The organism is Micromonospora sp. MP36, assembly GCF_008119785.1.
In the GTDB taxonomy this organism is placed as follows: Bacteria; Actinomycetota; Actinomycetes; order Mycobacteriales; family Micromonosporaceae; genus Micromonospora.
Genome location: NZ_VSFA01000138.1, coordinates 1 through 15381, shown reverse-complemented (window position 1 = coordinate 15381; position 15381 = coordinate 1). Strand labels below are relative to the sequence as shown.

Sequence of the window (15381 nt, the reverse complement as noted above, 5' to 3'; positions counted from 1 at the left end):
CTCGTCATCGTCGGCCTCACCGGCAGCCGCATCACCGTGGCCGGCCGCGCCGACCTCCCCGAGCCCGCCACGGTCGCCGCCTGGGTGCACGCCGTCGGACGGCAGCACCTCGCCCTGCTGCGCAACGTCGACGCCACCACCGCGATCCTCATCGGCTACGGACCCGCCACCACCGTCACCCCGGTCATCGACGCCCTCACCCCACACCTGCACGGCGCCGGCATCACCGTCTTCGACGCGCTGCGCGTCACTGACGGCCGCTACCACTCCTACCAATGCCAGGACCCGCACTGCTGCCCACCCGACGGGGTGCCGTTCGACCCGCACTACGGCCCCACCGCCGTACACGCTGTCGTCGCCGGGCAGACCGCCCTGCCCGACCGGGCCGCCCTGGTCGCCAGCGTCGCCCCCACCAGTAGCGCCGGCATGGCCGTGGCGAGCCGGCGGGCGCAGGAACGCGCGTTCACCACCCAGACCCACGGCGGGCGGGCGGCGCTCATCCGCGCCGGCAAGAAAGCCGTCGACGAGGCGTTCGCCCGCTACGCCGCCGACGCCGTCCTCACCGACGACGAGGTGGCCTGGCTCGCGGTTCTGCTCGCCGACATCGCCGTCCGCGACCACGCGGGGGAGACCACCGGCGACCAGCCGTGCCACCTCGCCCTGTGGACCGACCTCACCCGCCGCGCCGACTCCACCTACGCCGCAGCCCCTGCCAGCCTGCTCGCCCTCACCGCGTGGCGGCAAGGCCAAGGCGCCCTCGCCTCCGTCGCCCTCGACCGGGCCCTGACCGCCGACCCCCACTACCGCCTCGCCCGGCTCATCGACCACGCCCTGCGCCACGGCATCCCACCCGCAGCCCTCAACGACGGGCCCACCACCGGCAGCCCGACTCCGTAATCGCCTGACCCACGGCGACCGCACGGCCGGCACCCGCCGGCCAACCGGATCCGATCACCTCAAGGAGAACCTTGATGGCACTGCACCTCTACTTCGACCTGCGCGACACGCTGCGGCTGGCCGAACACGCCGCGGCCAGCCCGAGCCACGCCCCGTCCTTCACCGAACACCAGGACGGCATCACCTGCCCCGGCGCCCTGGTCTGGGTCCACGACCACGGCATCTACCTCATGTCCAGCGGCCTGCCCCACCTCGCCGACCCGAACCGCCCTGACGCCAACCTCGTCGTCTACGCCCACGGCTGGAACCCCGACACCGACGGCCACCGCCACGACCCCGACCTCGGCGGAGACGACTTCGCCGAACACCTGCACCTCACCGAAGACCCCACACCGCTGATCGGCATGCTCCGCGACGCCCACACCGCCGGCTACCGGTGGCTGCACCTGACCGTCAGCGCCGACACCTACGAGGTCCGCGTCGCCCGCACCCGCCACCACGACTGACCATCCCGTCGGCCCCGCCTTCCCCCTCGGCAGGCGGGGCCGACGTGTTCCCCAGCCCTGGAGACCCGCATGTCTACCCATGACAGTCCCAACCCGCAACCGGCGACCCTGGAGTCCGTCCTGCGCGACGCCTGGGACGCCTTCCACCCCGGCCAGCCCGCCCCACTGGGCTGGCTCACCCACACCACCACCCGCATCCACGACCACCTACGCGCCCACCAGCCCGCCCCGACCCCGCCCATCTCGCCGCCCGCTACCGACGAGCAGGCGGCGGGGCTGCGCCGGCAGGTATGGCAGACGCTGCGCGACGCGGCCAGCGACCGCGACATCGACCCGGACGCCGCCGAGCGGATCCTGCACACCCTCGACCTGCCCGGCCTGCCGCGCCGCTGGCAGATACGCCTCACCCTGCCCCTGATGATCGAGGTCACCGCCAGCGGCCGCGAGGACGCCCTCGACACCGCCGAGGACCTCATCGACACCGCCCTGACCGGCATCGGCCACGACAGCCACATCGACTGGCACGCCGCCGCCCGCGACGACACCACCCCCGGCGACGTCGACCCTGCCGCCGACGAGCCAGCCGACCTGCGATGACACCTCCCGCCGGACAGCTCCCCCATCCACCGCGACCACCAGGCGGCGGCTCCACCGTGACCGGCGCCCACACCCTGGCAGTCGCGGCGGCGACTTGATCCATCCGGAAAGTCGAGCGTCACTGCACCCCGGCCGCCGCCCCGGCGTACCCGACAGCGGCATCCCCACACTGCTGGCCGGGGCGGTGGCCACCCACCGCCGACAACCACAAAGGGGAAGCAATCGCATGCGGCACCGCCGTTCGATACCCGGCACCGTCACCGACATCCTGCTGTGGCTGCTCGCCACCGACGTCGCCGAAGCCCACCCACCCCACCCCGACCAGCCCGGCCGATGCGCCAACCTGCGCTGCGCACCCGAGGCATACCCATGCCCACCACTACGCGACGCCCACCGCGCCCGCGCAGCCGCCACCCGACCCACCCCGCCGGCTCGCGGCCGAGCGCAGGTCATCGCAACGGCCACCGCCGGGCCATTCGTCGGCTGGTTCCGCCCCACCCGGCCAGCGATATCACGCCAGCGGCCCCTGCCCCTGCCCCTGCCCTTGCCCCTGCCCTTGCCCCTGCCCCTGCCGCTGCCGCAAGCCGCCTGAACCCGACCCGACTCTCCGCTAACCGGCGGCCAGTCGGCTCGGCTGGCCCACCTGCTGGGAGAACTGGCTGCGGCGCCCGCACACTTCACCACCCAAAACCCGACATCAACCGGGGCGTCGCCCGATGGCGACGCCACCGGCCGCTTTCCGGAGGCAGACATCATGAAACCTGTAACCGGCTCCGACGACGAAACCGTCGCAGCCGATCCCGGCCATGCTCTCAGCGTCGGCGACCCGGTCCTCGGCAAGTCACGGTTGCTCTCGCAGCAATGCGACACCTGCATCTTCGCCCCCGGCAACCGCATGCACCTCGCGCCCGGCCGGCTGCACGAGCTCGTCAACGAAACCCGTTGCCGGGAGTCCTTCGTCATCTGCCACGACACCCTGCCGCACTACAAAGACCCCGAGGCCAAACCGGCGATCTGCCGCGGCTTCGCCGACCGTTACAGCACGCAATCGCTACAGCTGATCGAACGGCTCTTCGGCTTCATTGAGGTCGACCCACCCCACCACCCTCTCCCCACTCCTCCCGAAGGAGTTGACCCGTGAGGGGCATGGGCTTCCTGCCGCAAGAGCGAGCCGATTGACCGGCTCGGCTGGTGGACGGCGTCCATCCCACCGCAAGCGGCACCGACAACGACGTCCCGCTCGCATACACCGTCAGTCTCACCATCCACGACTACCTGAACCGCTGGACCAGGGCGCAGGCGCTTTTCAACGAGGACCTTGAGCAGCGCGGCGCGGGCCTGCCTTTCGGTCAGGAGCATCCCTAAAAGGATGAGGTGTCCCAGACGTGGTCGTACCACCTGGATGATCCGGGTAGCTTCTGCCTGGAGCGGTGGTCAGCCGCGAGCTATCAGCGCGATATCCGATTTGCGGTACGTCTCGGGTCGCCGATGTGAAGGGTTGTTCTCCGATGGGTGTGCCACCTTGCCGATCGATCCCGACGCGTGGCCATCGGCAGGGGTGTGGGCCATGCGGGTGAGCAGCTATGCCATCGGTGCGCCACTCGCCGATGACCGCTTCTTCCTCCTTTTTCATGGCCTGCGGGGAAGTCTGGACAAGGTCACGGCAGTCGCAGGCGCCTACCTGGTTGAGCACCGCGGCGAGGAGGTGATCTCTCCGCCCTGGGCCCACGGTGACGCCGTCGAGGAGCACCTACGGCAGCGCGGATACCTCACCGACCTTCCTGTGGAGCGGGAACGCGAGTTGCTGGTAGAGGTGGCGAGCCTGCTCCACGAAGCCGACCTTGCTGCCGCGCCGCCAAGCTTCGTCTTCGTCCCGGCGTACACCTGCAACTTGCGCTGTCCCTATTGCTTCCAAGGTCACGACATGCATGCCGGCAAGGGCGGATACGGCGTCATCATGTCCCGCGAGCTGGTCGATGACGCGTTTCGGGTGATCGACCGCTGTAACCGTGCGGGGGCAATCTCCCGGCAGATCGGCATGACGCCGGAGAACGGCACCACGGAAAACAATACTGCCCAGCACGGCCGGCTTGGCCGGCGAATCGGCCTCTTCGGAGGTGAACCGCTGTCGGGGAGTACTCGCGAGGTCGTCGAATACATAGTCCAGCAGGCCCGGCGCCGAGGCGCGGCGATGTGGGCGATCACGAACGGCGTGCAGCTCGACGCTTTTGCCGATCTGCTCGGCCCCGACGGTCTGTCCGAACTGCAGATCACTCTCGACGGGATGCCGGACCTGCACGACCGGCGTCGCGTCGGCCCGCGGTTCCGGCAAACCTTCCACCGCATCGTCGACAACATTGACCTGGCGTTGGCGGCTGGCGTGCAGACCAGGATCCGGATCAACGTCGATCGCAGCAACGTGGAGCATGTCGCGATGCTGAGCGACCTCTTCGCGGAAAAGGGCTGGAGTCGGCACCCCGCCTTCCACGCCAATGCCGCAGTCGTCTCCGGCGAGACCACGCACCAGCCCCTGATCTCCCGGACCCACCTGACGGAGCTGACCAGTACCCTGCGCGCCGCTCAGGCAAGCTGCGTGACCAGCTACGAAGGCTATGCCACGACCATCCTTGGACAAGCCCTGGCCGGCGGATATCCATTTCACCGGGCCACGAACTGCAGCGCGGAGACCGGATTGCTGATGTTCGCTCCGCGCGGCGAGCTGTACGGCTGCTGGGATGAGATCGGCTTGGCGGACCGCCAGATCGGCCAGTACCGCGGCGGCGTCCTGAATCTGGATGAGCAGGCCACCCGGGCCTGGCTCTCCCGCTTCCCCGGCGCCATCGAACAGTGCTCCCGCTGCCCGTACGCACTGATCCACAACGGGGGATGCGCCAACCACGCCTACAACGACAACGGCACGATCTTCGCCGCCGCGTGCGAAGGGTTCCAAGCCTTCTTCCCGCGGACCCTCGCCGAGGCGTACGAAGACATCGAGCGGCAACTGCTCGGGGACAGGGCACCGACCCGCAAGCAGACCCGACGCCTACCCATCCTGCAAATCACCAACGGTCGAGCCGACCTCGCCGCGTCCAGGAGTTCCCGATGACATCAGCCGCCCGAAGTTCCAGTTCCCAGAATGCCGTCGCGCTCAACGACACCACCGATCTCACCCAGTTACTCCTCAACGGTGGCCTCCTAGGGCTGTTGAGCCAGTCCGGCGCACGCGAGGCGGGGTGTGGCACCGACTGCGACTGCAACGACTACAAGTGCGGCTGCCGCGGGGTTGTCGAGGAGTTGCGAATGCTCCCGTCCGAGTTGGAGAAGGTCAGGAGGGAACGGGTCGCGCAGTTGCGGCAACAGCTCGAGGAGGCCGAGCAACACGTCGCCGAGATCCAGTCCAAACCGCCGCGAGGTCAGTCAGGCTCCGGAAAGTCCTCGTGACGGCTCACTGGTCTGCGCGGCGAGTCGACTGGCGTCGGGTGGTAAGTGCCGTGGACTGGCTCGGCGTCTACGACACCGCCGCCCCGGCCGCGTACCCTCCGGTGCTCGACGCGGTGGAATCGGCGCTCAGCCGACGCGCCACGCCCCTGCTGGCATCCGTGGCCGCGGCCCTGGCCCCGCGCTGGGAAGAGCTCGGGCGGGCGCGGGAACCGGCCGATCCCGGCGACGCGGACATCCCGGACAATGAGGAAGACGACACCGAGCAACGTCTCCTGCTGTACGCAGCGGCCCGCGCCATCAGCCAACTCGGCGAGGGGCATGGCTGTGCGTTCTCGATCGGCCCCCGGACCGAACATTCCGTGCAGCACTTCGCTACAGAACTCGCTCGCCTGGCTGCGGAGACCGGCTTCGTTCTCGCCTTCAGCAGTCGGCTCTCCGCGATGCCAGGCGAACTGCTCCGGTACGTTCTTCCCCTCCCGGACCGGGCTGGCCCACCCGCGGCAACCCCGGTGTCGAGCTTCGGCGCCGCGGATCGCCGGGTCCTCACGGTGCTCGCGGCGTCCAGGGTTGGCGTCCCACTGGCCGCTGCCACGAGCCTGGGTCTGAGCCAGGAGACCGCCGACCTGCTCACCACCTCCGGTCCCGGCGGCGCCAGCTGGATCAGCCTCAGCGCGGGCACCCGACGGCGGCTGTGGGCCGGACTCGACGCATCCGACCGGCAGCGGTGTGCAGGCGAACTCTCCGACGCCTGGCCACCACAAGGCTGGGGTTACCTACGCCGGGCGCACCTGGCCGTCGCGAGCGGTGACCATGGACGACTGCGCCGCCAGCACGCCGCATTATTCGGCGGATGCGGCATCATCGGGCGGGAGCTGCTGCAGCGGCACGCAGCGGCCATCGCTGCCGCTGTCCCCGTCATCCATGCCGCCCCCACCGCCGGAACCGGCGCGGACACCGGAGTGGCAACCTCCCGGGGCCAGCGGATCGCCGCGCATCTCGCCGCGGCTCGGCTCGCCGCGCGACTGCAACCAGTCGAGCGGGCCAGGCGGGAGGCGGTGCGCCACCTGCGCCGTGCCCGCCAAATGACGACCGGTGAAAACGGAGATCGGCAGCTGGCGCTCACCCATCAACTCGCCAACGCCCTGGCGAAGCAACGAACCCCGGCCGCCCTGGCCGAGGCGAGACAACTGTACGAATGGGCCCTGCGAGAGGCCGCGGCGTTGATGGACGCCGTGCCACGAGCCAGGTTGGAAATCGGCCTGCTGAACGGACTGGCCCTGGTGGAGTACCTGGAAGGTCGTGACCAGGCCGCGCTGGACCTGGAGGAGCGGGCGGAGCGCTTGGCCCACTACCTCGCCGAGCAACAGGAGATGCCGTCCGCCCGGTGGGCGTTCGCACTGGTAGGACCCAATGCCGCGAAACTGCTACTGGTGCGGTTCGGCGATCGGCGCAGAGCCATCGACAAGTTGGCCACCGCCCTCGAGATGACCCAGTCGGACACCCGGCTCGCCAACAAGATCCGTAGGGACATGGCGCGACTGGTATTCGCCGAAGAGGACTATGCCGAGGTGGTGCATCTGCTCGGTAGCGTCTTTGCCGGCACCCGGCCCACCGAACTCAGACCTACTGAGGAGTTCCACGATCGATTGCTGCTTGCCGTGTCGCAGCTGCAACAGAACCAGATCATGGACTGCCGGGCACAGCTCGCACCATTACGGATCCTGGCCGCCAGGATCGGCGGCGACGGTGCCTTCTCCGCCCTCTCGGTGCTGACGAGGGCGGTGGGGGACGCGGCTCAGCTCCGCTACGACCCGTCGTCTGTCGGGGCCAGCCTGGCGCGCTGACCGTTGGAGTGTGATTGCCGCCGGCGGCTTGCCGGGCGGCCGAGCGGATGGGGAGAGTGGACGAGGACCGTCGCGGTGGCGTTCGACGACGGCATCCGGTACTTCAACACCGCACCGCACTACGGCCTGGGCCTGTCCGAGCGGCGGGTCGGATGGACGCCGCCCGGCCGGGACTGGCAGCTTCCTGCTCTCCACGAAGTCGGCGGCTGCTGGAGCCGAAAGTCGCCGACCGGCTCGGACCTGGGTCGTCGGCGGCTTTATGTGCGGGACACCTGCGGCGGCGCTTCAACTCGGGCCGGGACAGGGTGCTGCGCAGCCTCGAGGCGAGCCTGGAGCGGCTGGCCTGGACCGAGTCGACATCCTCTAGGTAAACGACCCAGACGACCATGTCGACCAGGCGACCGGCGAGGTCAGTCCTCTGGTCGAGCTGCCTGACCAGGAACCTCGCTTCCTGGGCTCTCTCCCTTTCGCCGGTTACTAGGGCTGCACGAATGCGTGCTCAGCCGCCTGGAGGGTGCGGTTAACGCTCACGACAAGGGCTGACCCGGCGGTGTCATTGGCGGCGGTTGTCGGTCATGAGTCGCTCGACGCGCGTCGTGCCGTTCGTGGCTGGTCGCGAAAGGTAGCGGCGGACGGTGCGTTCGGACTTGCCGATCCGCCTGGCGATGTCTGCCGGGTGCAGATGAGGGGCGCGGCGGCGCCAGTAGGCGACCGCGGCGGCGGTGTCGGCCGGCACGTCGTCTGCCGGCCTCTCACCCGCGCCATCCGCGGGCACGACACTGTCGTCGCCACCTCCGTCCGCTGATGGCAGCGTGCCCGGCGCCGCGTCGTCGTGCCAACGGCCGTCTGACGAGCGGGAGCGCGGTGCGGGCTCGCTGGGCATGCGGGGGGCAGGTGTTTCGTTCGGGCCGTTGTCCCCAGAGGGAGCCCGTAGGCCCTCATCGCGTTCGTCCCGGAAGGGATGCGACGCGTGTGCGGGGACGCCGTCGGCATGCTCGGGCATCGCGGTCGGCTTAGCGGTGCGGGTATGCGGCACCAAGGACGGGGCCGAACGCCGCAGGCGTGAACGCTCGCCTGCGCCTGCAGCGGGATGGCCGACCACGATGTCATCGGCGGCGCCAGGAACGGTTGTGACCGCAGCAGCCGGTTCCCCGTTGGCTGGCGTGCCGGTGGTGACGGGCACAATCGAGGCCGATGAAGGTGCCGCGGCGGTCTTGGCGGCCGTTGCCGGTGGGCCTACGGGTTCGAGTGCGGTTGCCAACGGCGAGATCACGGGCGCGGCTGCGACTTTTGCGGACGTCGCGGCGCGGATCCTGGCGGTGAGCTCGACGAGGCTGACGCTGGCGACGATGACGAGCCCGTCGACGGAGATGGGCAGCAGGAAGGCGGCGCCGTGTTCGGTTTCGCCGTAGCGGGCGGCCACGCCGGCGAGGTGCCAGTAGGAGACCCAGGTCGCGATCCCGGCGATGACCGCTGTCGCGGCGATGCGGATCGCGCCGAGGAAGCGGCGGTGGTGGGGGACGCGGGAGATCAGCTCGACGGTGAGCAGGAGCGCCAGGGGCGGCCACGCGGCGATGATCTGGCTGATCGGGTTCGGGCGGGCGTGCAGGACGTTCGCCGCCACCGACGCGGCGACGCCGAGAGCCAGCGTTGAGCGCACCGCCCACCGCAGCCGCCGCAGATGGGCGGCCACGCCACCCTGCGACGCGCCCAAGATCTCCGCACTGTTGCTGATGGTGTTGGCTGTCGCGGTCACTTCGCCGCTCCCTCACGGTTGGGCGAACGGCTGCCGGAGACGGTGCCGTGGCGGGACAGGCCGGTGATGAGCCGGTCGGCGAGGGCGAGGGTCTCGTCGCTGGGCTCGGCGTCGATCTCGCCGAGCCGGCGGGTCAGGGCCCGGCGCAACGACCGGATGCCGCCCACGTCGCCGAGTTCCGCGCGGACGCGCATCGCCGCCTGATAGAGGGCTTCGTGGTGCGGGTTGTGGGTGATCGCGGCGTCGAGCACCGCGAGTTGCTGGGCGGGCTGCCCGGTGAGGGCGTCGGCGAGCGCGAGCGACGCGTCGAGGGCTTCCTGGCGTATCGCCTGGCGGTAGGGCTCGACCCATTCGTAGTCGCAGCCTTCTGCGAGGGGCCCGGTGTAGGCGTCGACTGCCCGCCGCAGCGCTGCGGCACGGGTCTGCGGGTCGGTGGTCTGTGCGGCGTCACGGATGGCGGCGCGCATGCGCCACAGGTCTACGTCGAGCAGGTCCCGGTTGAGTAGGTAGCGGTGGTCGGGGTGGGTGACGTGCCCGCCGGCCCCGGCGGCGGCACGCAGGACGGCGCGTAGTCCGGACACGTAGGTGTAGAGCCGGCCGGGGGCCTTGCGGGACGGCGCGTCGGGCAGCAGGTCGTCGAGGATCGCCTCGGTTGAGGCCGCCCCGTCGTGGACCGCCAGATACACCAGCAGTTCCAGGGACTTGGCGCGCGGCTTGCGCTGCGGGTCGCCGCCGACGACGCCGGGCGCGCTCAGCACCCGCACTCGCACCCGTGTCCCGCCTTCCGGTGCGTCGGCTGCCCGTGCCGGGGCGGCCTGGCCGCTGGCAGCGGCGGCCTCAGCTGCCCGGTGCGCGGCGTCGGGATTGGGGTCCGGTGCGGGGGAGACGCCTTCGTCGGCGTCTGCCGGCCCCGCGGCGGCATCGGCGTCGTCGGTCTGCGTCGTGTCCTTGGCGGCGGTATCGGTGACGCGTCGGCCGGTGATGGTGGCGGAGAGCCGTGGGCTGTGGGCGGTGTCGCCGGCGATGAGTGGGCTGGACGTGTCGACGGGTGTCGGGGGCGGGGGATCGGCGGTGACAGGGTGCTGTGGCTGTCCGGTGTGTGATTCCGCGAGGGTGGCGAGCAGGTCGGCGGTCTCGGCGGGGTCGAGGACGGTCAGTCGGCCGACGTCGGCGATGTGGGTGCCCTCGCGGAGGTCCCCGTCGGCGGGTGAGGTGGTGCCGTCGTCGGCGACGTTGACGGTGTCGCCGTCGGGCCACTCGCCGAGGAACACGCCGTGGATGTCCAGACGCTGCCCCTGGGTCAGCAGGGCGGCGACGCGGGCGCGTTCGCAGCGGCTGGTGGCATCGGCCAGCAGCATGAGCGGGGGGAGGGGTTCCTCGTAGGGGTCGGCGGCGCGCAGTTCGGTGACGGTGTCGACGTCGTGCTGGTGGAGCAGCCGAGTGCGGTGCATCGCCAGCGTTTCCAGGATCTCCAGCGCCTCGTTGAGGTCGGCGGTGATGGTCAACCGCGGGGTGCGGGGCGGGTTGACGGCGGTGTCACTGAGCAGGCCCGCGGCGGTCGCAGATGGCATGACCACGTGGGTACGCGCCTCGGGGTGGTCCACGCCGCCGGCGGCGAGGGCGGCGGTGAGGAATCCCCGGGCAGCAGCGGCAGCGCCGGGCCCGGTCAGGCCCAACCCCGCCCCGGGCCATCGCGGCGACAGCGGATTGCTCAACATCGGCACCACCGGCAACAGGCCGCCAGCTGCGGTGTCACCGACGTCAGCCGGGACGGCGTGGTCCGGGCCTTGGTCGTATGATTCCCCGGCGCTGCTGACGGAGCGCCGATCCGCGGTCGCGGGAGTGGCGCGGCGTAGCCCACGGCGGATCTGACCGACCACCCGAGGCATCGGGGCCAGGGTCGGGTCGTCGAAGCGGGGCCGGGCCGCGGGAGGGCGGGGGACGTAGCGGCGTTGACGATGGGCCCACACCAGCGCGACGGCCGCGACGATGGCCAAGGCCAGGCCGAGCTCGACCCAGCTGCCGCTGGACAGCCACACCCCGCGGGAGCCCTTCTCGTCCGGGCCGCTGTCGTATGCCGTGGGGCTGACCGCCTCACCTGTCGAGGTGCGCGCGGCGGCGGCGCTGCTATCCAAGGCGGTGGCAGCAGCGGACTCAGGGGCGGCCGCCTGCTGGGTGGCGGCCGGTGCAGGCCGTGACGGTGCCGCATCCCCGGGGTCCGGCACCGCTTGCTTGTCGGGGCCGGGCTCTTGTGGTGCTGGGCCCTTAGGCGGATGTGGCCGCGAAGGTGGGATGGCGTCGGCGGGCAGGGCGAGGGTCCAGCCAGGGTAGATGACGTTCGGATCGCGCAGGGTGCCGCCGACGCCGGGGAAATGGGTACCCCGGTTGAGGGCGAAGATCTCCGGCCAGCGGTCACCGTCACCGAGGGTGCGTTCGGCGATCCGGCAGAGGCTGTCCCCGCGCCGCACGGTGTAGGTGGGCTTGTGCTCGACATCTGGCGGATCCGGGTTCAGCTGGTGCGGGGTAGGTGTGCCGGCGGCTGGTTCGGCTGCGGGCAGATCGCCGCTGCTCGTGACGGGGTTGGCGTGGGCGGCGACGCCCGTGGCGGTGGTGACAGCGGTCGCGCCGAGCAGCGCCGCGGCGAGGCCCTGAACCGGGCCAGGAAGACGGAGGGTGGGCGTCCAGCGCAGCCGGCGGGCCAGCGCGGCATAGGCGTGGGTGAGCACAGCGGTGGCCAGCAGCAGCCACAGCGCCACCCCAGCCGCAACGGTGAGGGCGATAACGAAGCCCGTGCTCATCGGCTGGGCAATCCAGTCCCTGAGGGCGGCAGGCGAGGGCAACTCCGGTGCCCATGCGCCGGACATGGCCAGGACGACCGGTATGGCGGCCGTGGACAGGACAGTCGTGATCGCGGCGGTGCGTGCAGTTCGGGATGTCACCTGGCCTCCTCCCCTCATGGCACCACCACCCAGGCGACGGCGCCGCCGACGCGCAGGATTGGACAATGCCGTGACGCTACGACCGCCGACGCCCTGATGGGGCGCGATGACGGCTGACAGCACCTCACGCCACCTCACACGACCTCACAACCGCAGCTCAGCGCCTGCCGAGCCCCACGCCAGTGGTGGGGGACGGCCTCTATGAGTTCTGCCCAGACGAGTTGCTCAATGAACTGAACGGCGCGCGTGACCAAGCCAAGATCACGGCGCTGCTCCGGAAGCACCGAGCTTTTGCGGGTCAGGGTCTGGTCAAGGTGGGTTTTGCGGGTGGCATCAGGGTGGTGACAGTCATCCAGTCACGACGAGGAACCCCTCGACCAGTTCTGGGCGACGCTGAATGCGTTGCTCACCGGAGCCTGATTTGCACCCAGCCCCATCTCTACGCAGTGTCGGGTCGGGGCGATGATCGGGAACACTGTCACCGTGCGAAACGACCTCGACCAGATCGAAGCGGCTTTCGTCGGCACACCACTGGCCGGCCTGCCGATCGGGCACGGACCCTCGGGCAGCGTCCTCGTCGCCGACGTCGACCCCAATCGCCTGCACGAGGCCTGGCAGGCTGCCGACGCACTGGTGCCGGTCATCGGACGTCGGCCCGTCATGGTCACCGACGACTTCGACGACACGCTGAGGATCCGGCCCGAGCCCGAGCCGGGTCCGTCGGAGTCGGAGCTGCGCGCGTTCGCCGAGGCCGCGGAGTCTTCCGAACCCTGGCTGGCCTACCGCCACTACAGCGAGGACGACGAGGTCGACGAGGGTGAGGTCGAGTACTACGCCCGTGGCATGGCCCGCGTCGACCTGACGGCCCTGGTGTCGGATGTGGCGCTGCCGACTCCGCGCCCGGCGCTGGAGCGGGCGCTGTACGACCGGCTGCTCGCCGACGCCGACCTGCACGCCCGGGTGCTTAGCAGCGTGCGTTTCATGACGCAGACCGACTACTGGTACACGCCTAACAGCGTCCTGCTCATGCTGCTGCCCACCAGTGACGTCCGCAGCTCGGGGTACTGGGTGGACTTCTACGGTGCGCTCACACGGGAGTACCAGCAGACGCTCGCCGAGGTGCTGGCGCAGTGGCGTCACCGATGGGACGCACGCCTGGTCGCGTCGTGGGGCACCATGCTGCAGTTCCAGGTGGGTCGTCGCCCGGCGCCGGGTGACGAGGCGTGGACCGCGGCCGGCCAGCTCAAGGCGCTCGCCCCGAACCTCGACCTGAGCCGGTGGGAGGTCGCCGTCGCCTTGCCCGCCGGTGACGCGTGGTTCGTGCACAACCGACCCTGACAAACTCGACCAAACCGTGACCTGCCGAGCTCGGCCATCGCCTGCTGTCGGCGTACAGGCGCCACTGCAGAGCCAGGTACGCCTAGACGTACATAGCGATGATCGGCGTCCGAGAGCGCGAGTGAGCCCGACGACGTCGGGATGCGAACGACTCTATGATTACGTTGGGTGACGGCGGGCTGTTCCGAGTGGCTTCCGGATCTGCCGATGACCGGATGTTCGAGTGTGCGGTGACGGATGGTCAGGGCGGTTGCTTTGCGCGGCGTGGCGCATCATGATCGGGCGATGCTGGACAGGGTGTTCCGATGGTAGCCACAGGGCGCGGCGGGGTTCCGCCCGTCGGGCCCTTGACACCGCGCGCCAAATGGTGGGCCCTGCACACCGTGGTGTCGATTGCTGCGGCATGTTTGCTCTGGGCCTTCAGCGTTCCCGGCTTCTCCTTCTTCCTGCTGCTCGGCGCGGTTCCCGTGCTCTTCCTGGCCGGTGTGGCCTGGGCTATCTGGGTGGAGATGTTCGGGGTACGGCGGCGGCAGTGGTCCTGGGGGTTCCTGCCGGCTCCGTTGATCGTCGTGCTCGCGCTGGCGCTGCTCGTCGCGGGAGCGCCGCTGCAGGCCCGCTGGGCGATGAGCCGTAGTGCGTTTGAGCAGGTGGTCGCCACCTTGCCTAAGACAAGCCCCGTGGGCGTTGAGTGGTCCAGCGTCCCGGTGCCGTCGAGGATTGGCGCGTACCGCATCACTGCGGCTTACCCCGTACCCGGCGGAGTCGTGTTCTACGAGGCGAACGGATACTTCATCGACGACGCCGGGTTTGCCTACCTGCCCGAAGGCCCAACTCCGGACCTGGAAACCTCCGACTTTGAGTCCCCAGTCTTCAAGCACCTCGGCGGTGCCTGGTACAGCTGGACCGCGAGCTGGTAGGCGAGGAACGCGCGGGCGAGAACCGGCCGTCCTACGCAACAGCGTCCGCCTAGAAGATGAGCTTGCAGCCGTCTGGGCGAGCGGGCGTTCCCGAACATCCGCTTCTGGCGATTCGCGCGTCACTGACTTATGGAAGCTGGCTCAGCTGTTCCTTGCGTCGTAGCAGAGCCGCCCTCGTACGGCGGGCGGTGCGTAGATTGGCGATGGCCAGGACGCCCAACGCTAGTACCACGACGGTCAACGACGGCTCGAGCTTGTGCCGCAGGGTGGTGATGACCAGCGCACCGACGGTGAACAGCAGCCAGGCGCCCAGTCCGAGCCAGCCGGCGACGACGCGATCCTGAGCGAACATCGGCGTCCTGCGGGTCACGGCCCAGCCGCCGAAAGCCGCCCAGCACAGTCCGATTGCCGCCAGTACCGCCAACGCCACCTTCGTCCGTGGTGGCAGTCCGGGCTCGGTTGCCCACAGCAGGCCGATCAGGCCGCTGCCGGCGAGCCCGGTGAGCGCTAGCGTCACGTATCCGATCCTCTTACGCAGCGACAACGGTGCGTTGAGCCGTTTGAGCAGGTCTTCGGGCGTCATGCTTCGTATCCCTTCCGCGCCAACTCGCGGCGCAACAGCTTCCTTGCCCGGTTGAGCCGTGACTTGATGGTGCCGACCGGAACAGCGCATATCTGTGCGCACACGTCTAGCGGCAGATCCTCGAGATAGAACAGCAGCAGTACCTCCCGTTCCCTTGCCGGAAGCGCCGCCAACGCGCCGCCGAGCGTTTCCCGATCGACCACCGCTTCCGCCTCGTCGGCTCCCGGCACGTCGTCGACCGCCTCGGGCTCCGGGCGTGCATAGACGTCACGCAGTCGGTTCATCACGGCCCGGCGGGCGATGGTGAAGAGCCAAGGGGCGAACCGGCCCGGCTGCCGCAGCCGCGGCAGCCCCTTGAAGACCGCCAGCCAGACCTCTTGCACCACATCGTCGTCGGGCCCGGTGAGCATCCGCCCGACGTACCGTTCGATCGCTGGATGCCATGCCCGGATCAACTCGGCGAAGGCTTCACGTTCGCCCAACTGGCAGCGAACCACCAACAATTCATCGGCCATCTGCCCTCCTTCGCCTGTTCAGTCGCGGCCCGCGCCGTGCAGGTTCAC

General features: G+C 70.0%; 15 protein-coding genes. 11 read left to right on the top strand and 4 right to left on the bottom strand.

Annotated features, from left to right (window positions below; translation table 11 throughout):
* From FXF52_RS37195 to FXF52_RS37160, 9 genes are all read left to right on the top strand, one after another.
* Positions 1-897, top strand: an 897-nt coding sequence (locus FXF52_RS37195) for a DUF4192 domain-containing protein (RefSeq protein ID WP_148804366.1), incomplete at its 5' end; no start/stop codon positions are given.
* A 74-nt stretch (positions 898-971) separates the two neighbouring features.
* A complete protein-coding gene (locus tag FXF52_RS37190) occupies positions 972-1403 on the top strand; it encodes a DUF3085 domain-containing protein (protein WP_148804365.1) in 432 nt (143 codons plus the stop codon).
* Between the two features lie 69 nt (positions 1404-1472).
* Positions 1473-2000, top strand: coding sequence for a hypothetical protein (locus FXF52_RS37185; RefSeq protein WP_148804364.1), 528 nt, complete (start codon positions 1473-1475; stop codon positions 1998-2000).
* A gap of 226 nt (positions 2001-2226) precedes the next feature.
* Positions 2227-2592: a hypothetical protein gene (locus FXF52_RS37180; RefSeq protein WP_148804363.1), complete on the top strand. Its 366-nt coding sequence runs from the start codon at positions 2227-2229 to the stop codon at positions 2590-2592.
* Positions 2593-2754: 162 nt separating this feature from the next.
* Entirely contained in the window at positions 2755-3141 is a 387-nt protein-coding gene (locus FXF52_RS37175) for a hypothetical protein (protein ID WP_148804362.1), read from the top strand.
* Between the two features lie 50 nt (positions 3142-3191).
* Complete coding sequence (locus FXF52_RS42140) at positions 3192-3365, top strand: hypothetical protein (protein WP_187413940.1); 174 nt, start codon at positions 3192-3194, stop codon at positions 3363-3365.
* 202 nt (positions 3366-3567) lie between these two features.
* The gene (locus tag FXF52_RS37170; RefSeq protein ID WP_187413939.1) at positions 3568-5106 is read left to right on the top strand and encodes a radical SAM/SPASM domain-containing protein; all 1539 of its coding nucleotides are present in this window, start codon (positions 3568-3570) and stop codon (positions 5104-5106) included.
* Positions 5103-5441 (top strand): hypothetical protein, encoded by a 339-nt coding sequence (locus FXF52_RS37165; RefSeq protein ID WP_148804360.1) that lies wholly within the window; start codon positions 5103-5105, stop codon positions 5439-5441. Before FXF52_RS37170 ends, FXF52_RS37165 begins: the two co-directional genes overlap by 4 nt.
* 50 nt (positions 5442-5491) lie before the next feature.
* The gene (locus FXF52_RS37160; protein ID WP_148804359.1) at positions 5492-7285 is read left to right on the top strand and encodes a hypothetical protein; all 1794 of its coding nucleotides are present in this window, start codon (positions 5492-5494) and stop codon (positions 7283-7285) included.
* Between the two features lie 553 nt (positions 7286-7838).
* On the opposite strand, the gene FXF52_RS37150 is transcribed toward FXF52_RS37160, so the two are convergent.
* Both FXF52_RS37150 and FXF52_RS37145 read right to left on the bottom strand, forming a co-directional pair.
* Complete coding sequence (locus tag FXF52_RS37150) at positions 7839-9041, bottom strand: DUF2637 domain-containing protein (RefSeq protein WP_255472749.1); 1203 nt, start codon at positions 9039-9041, stop codon at positions 7839-7841.
* Complete coding sequence (locus FXF52_RS37145; protein WP_187413938.1) at positions 9038-11980, bottom strand: BTAD domain-containing putative transcriptional regulator; 2943 nt, start codon at positions 11978-11980, stop codon at positions 9038-9040. The genes FXF52_RS37150 and FXF52_RS37145 overlap by 4 nt, the downstream gene beginning before the upstream one ends.
* Positions 11981-12463: 483 nt before the next feature.
* Here FXF52_RS37145 and FXF52_RS37140 point away from each other — a divergent pair, with 483 nt between their 5' ends.
* Together FXF52_RS37140 and FXF52_RS37135 are read left to right on the top strand one after the other, a co-directional pair.
* On the top strand, positions 12464-13318 hold the full coding sequence (locus FXF52_RS37140) for a DUF4253 domain-containing protein (RefSeq protein ID WP_148804356.1): 855 nt from the start codon (positions 12464-12466) through the stop codon (positions 13316-13318).
* 347 nt (positions 13319-13665) lie between these two features.
* Positions 13666-14235, top strand: coding sequence for a hypothetical protein (locus tag FXF52_RS37135; protein WP_148804355.1), 570 nt, complete (start codon positions 13666-13668; stop codon positions 14233-14235).
* Positions 14236-14362: 127 nt separating this feature from the next.
* On the opposite strand, the gene FXF52_RS37130 is transcribed toward FXF52_RS37135, so the two are convergent.
* On the bottom strand, positions 14363-14818 hold the full coding sequence (locus FXF52_RS37130; RefSeq protein WP_148804354.1) for a hypothetical protein: 456 nt from the start codon (positions 14816-14818) through the stop codon (positions 14363-14365).
* Positions 14815-15333 carry an RNA polymerase sigma factor gene (locus tag FXF52_RS37125; RefSeq protein ID WP_148804353.1) on the bottom strand — a complete coding sequence of 173 codons (519 nt, stop codon included), beginning with the start codon at positions 15331-15333 and terminating at the stop codon, positions 14815-14817. Before FXF52_RS37125 ends, FXF52_RS37130 begins: the two co-directional genes overlap by 4 nt.
* Between the last annotated feature and the right edge of the window lie 48 nt (positions 15334-15381).

Coding starts and splice junctions, on each gene's coding strand:
- FXF52_RS37190 (WP_148804365.1), top strand. CDS start 972: ATGGCACTGCACCTCTACTTCGACCTGCGCGACACGCTGCGGCTGGCC.
- FXF52_RS37180 (WP_148804363.1), top strand. CDS start 2,227: ATGCGGCACCGCCGTTCGATACCCGGCACCGTCACCGACATCCTGCTG.
- FXF52_RS37185 (WP_148804364.1), top strand. CDS start 1,473: ATGTCTACCCATGACAGTCCCAACCCGCAACCGGCGACCCTGGAGTCC.
- FXF52_RS37175 (WP_148804362.1), top strand. CDS start 2,755: ATGAAACCTGTAACCGGCTCCGACGACGAAACCGTCGCAGCCGATCCC.
- FXF52_RS37170 (WP_187413939.1), top strand. CDS start 3,568: ATGCGGGTGAGCAGCTATGCCATCGGTGCGCCACTCGCCGATGACCGC.
- FXF52_RS37165 (WP_148804360.1), top strand. CDS start 5,103: ATGACATCAGCCGCCCGAAGTTCCAGTTCCCAGAATGCCGTCGCGCTC.
- FXF52_RS37125 (WP_148804353.1), bottom strand. CDS start 15,333: ATGGCCGATGAATTGTTGGTGGTTCGCTGCCAGTTGGGCGAACGTGAA.
- FXF52_RS37130 (WP_148804354.1), bottom strand. CDS start 14,818: ATGACGCCCGAAGACCTGCTCAAACGGCTCAACGCACCGTTGTCGCTG.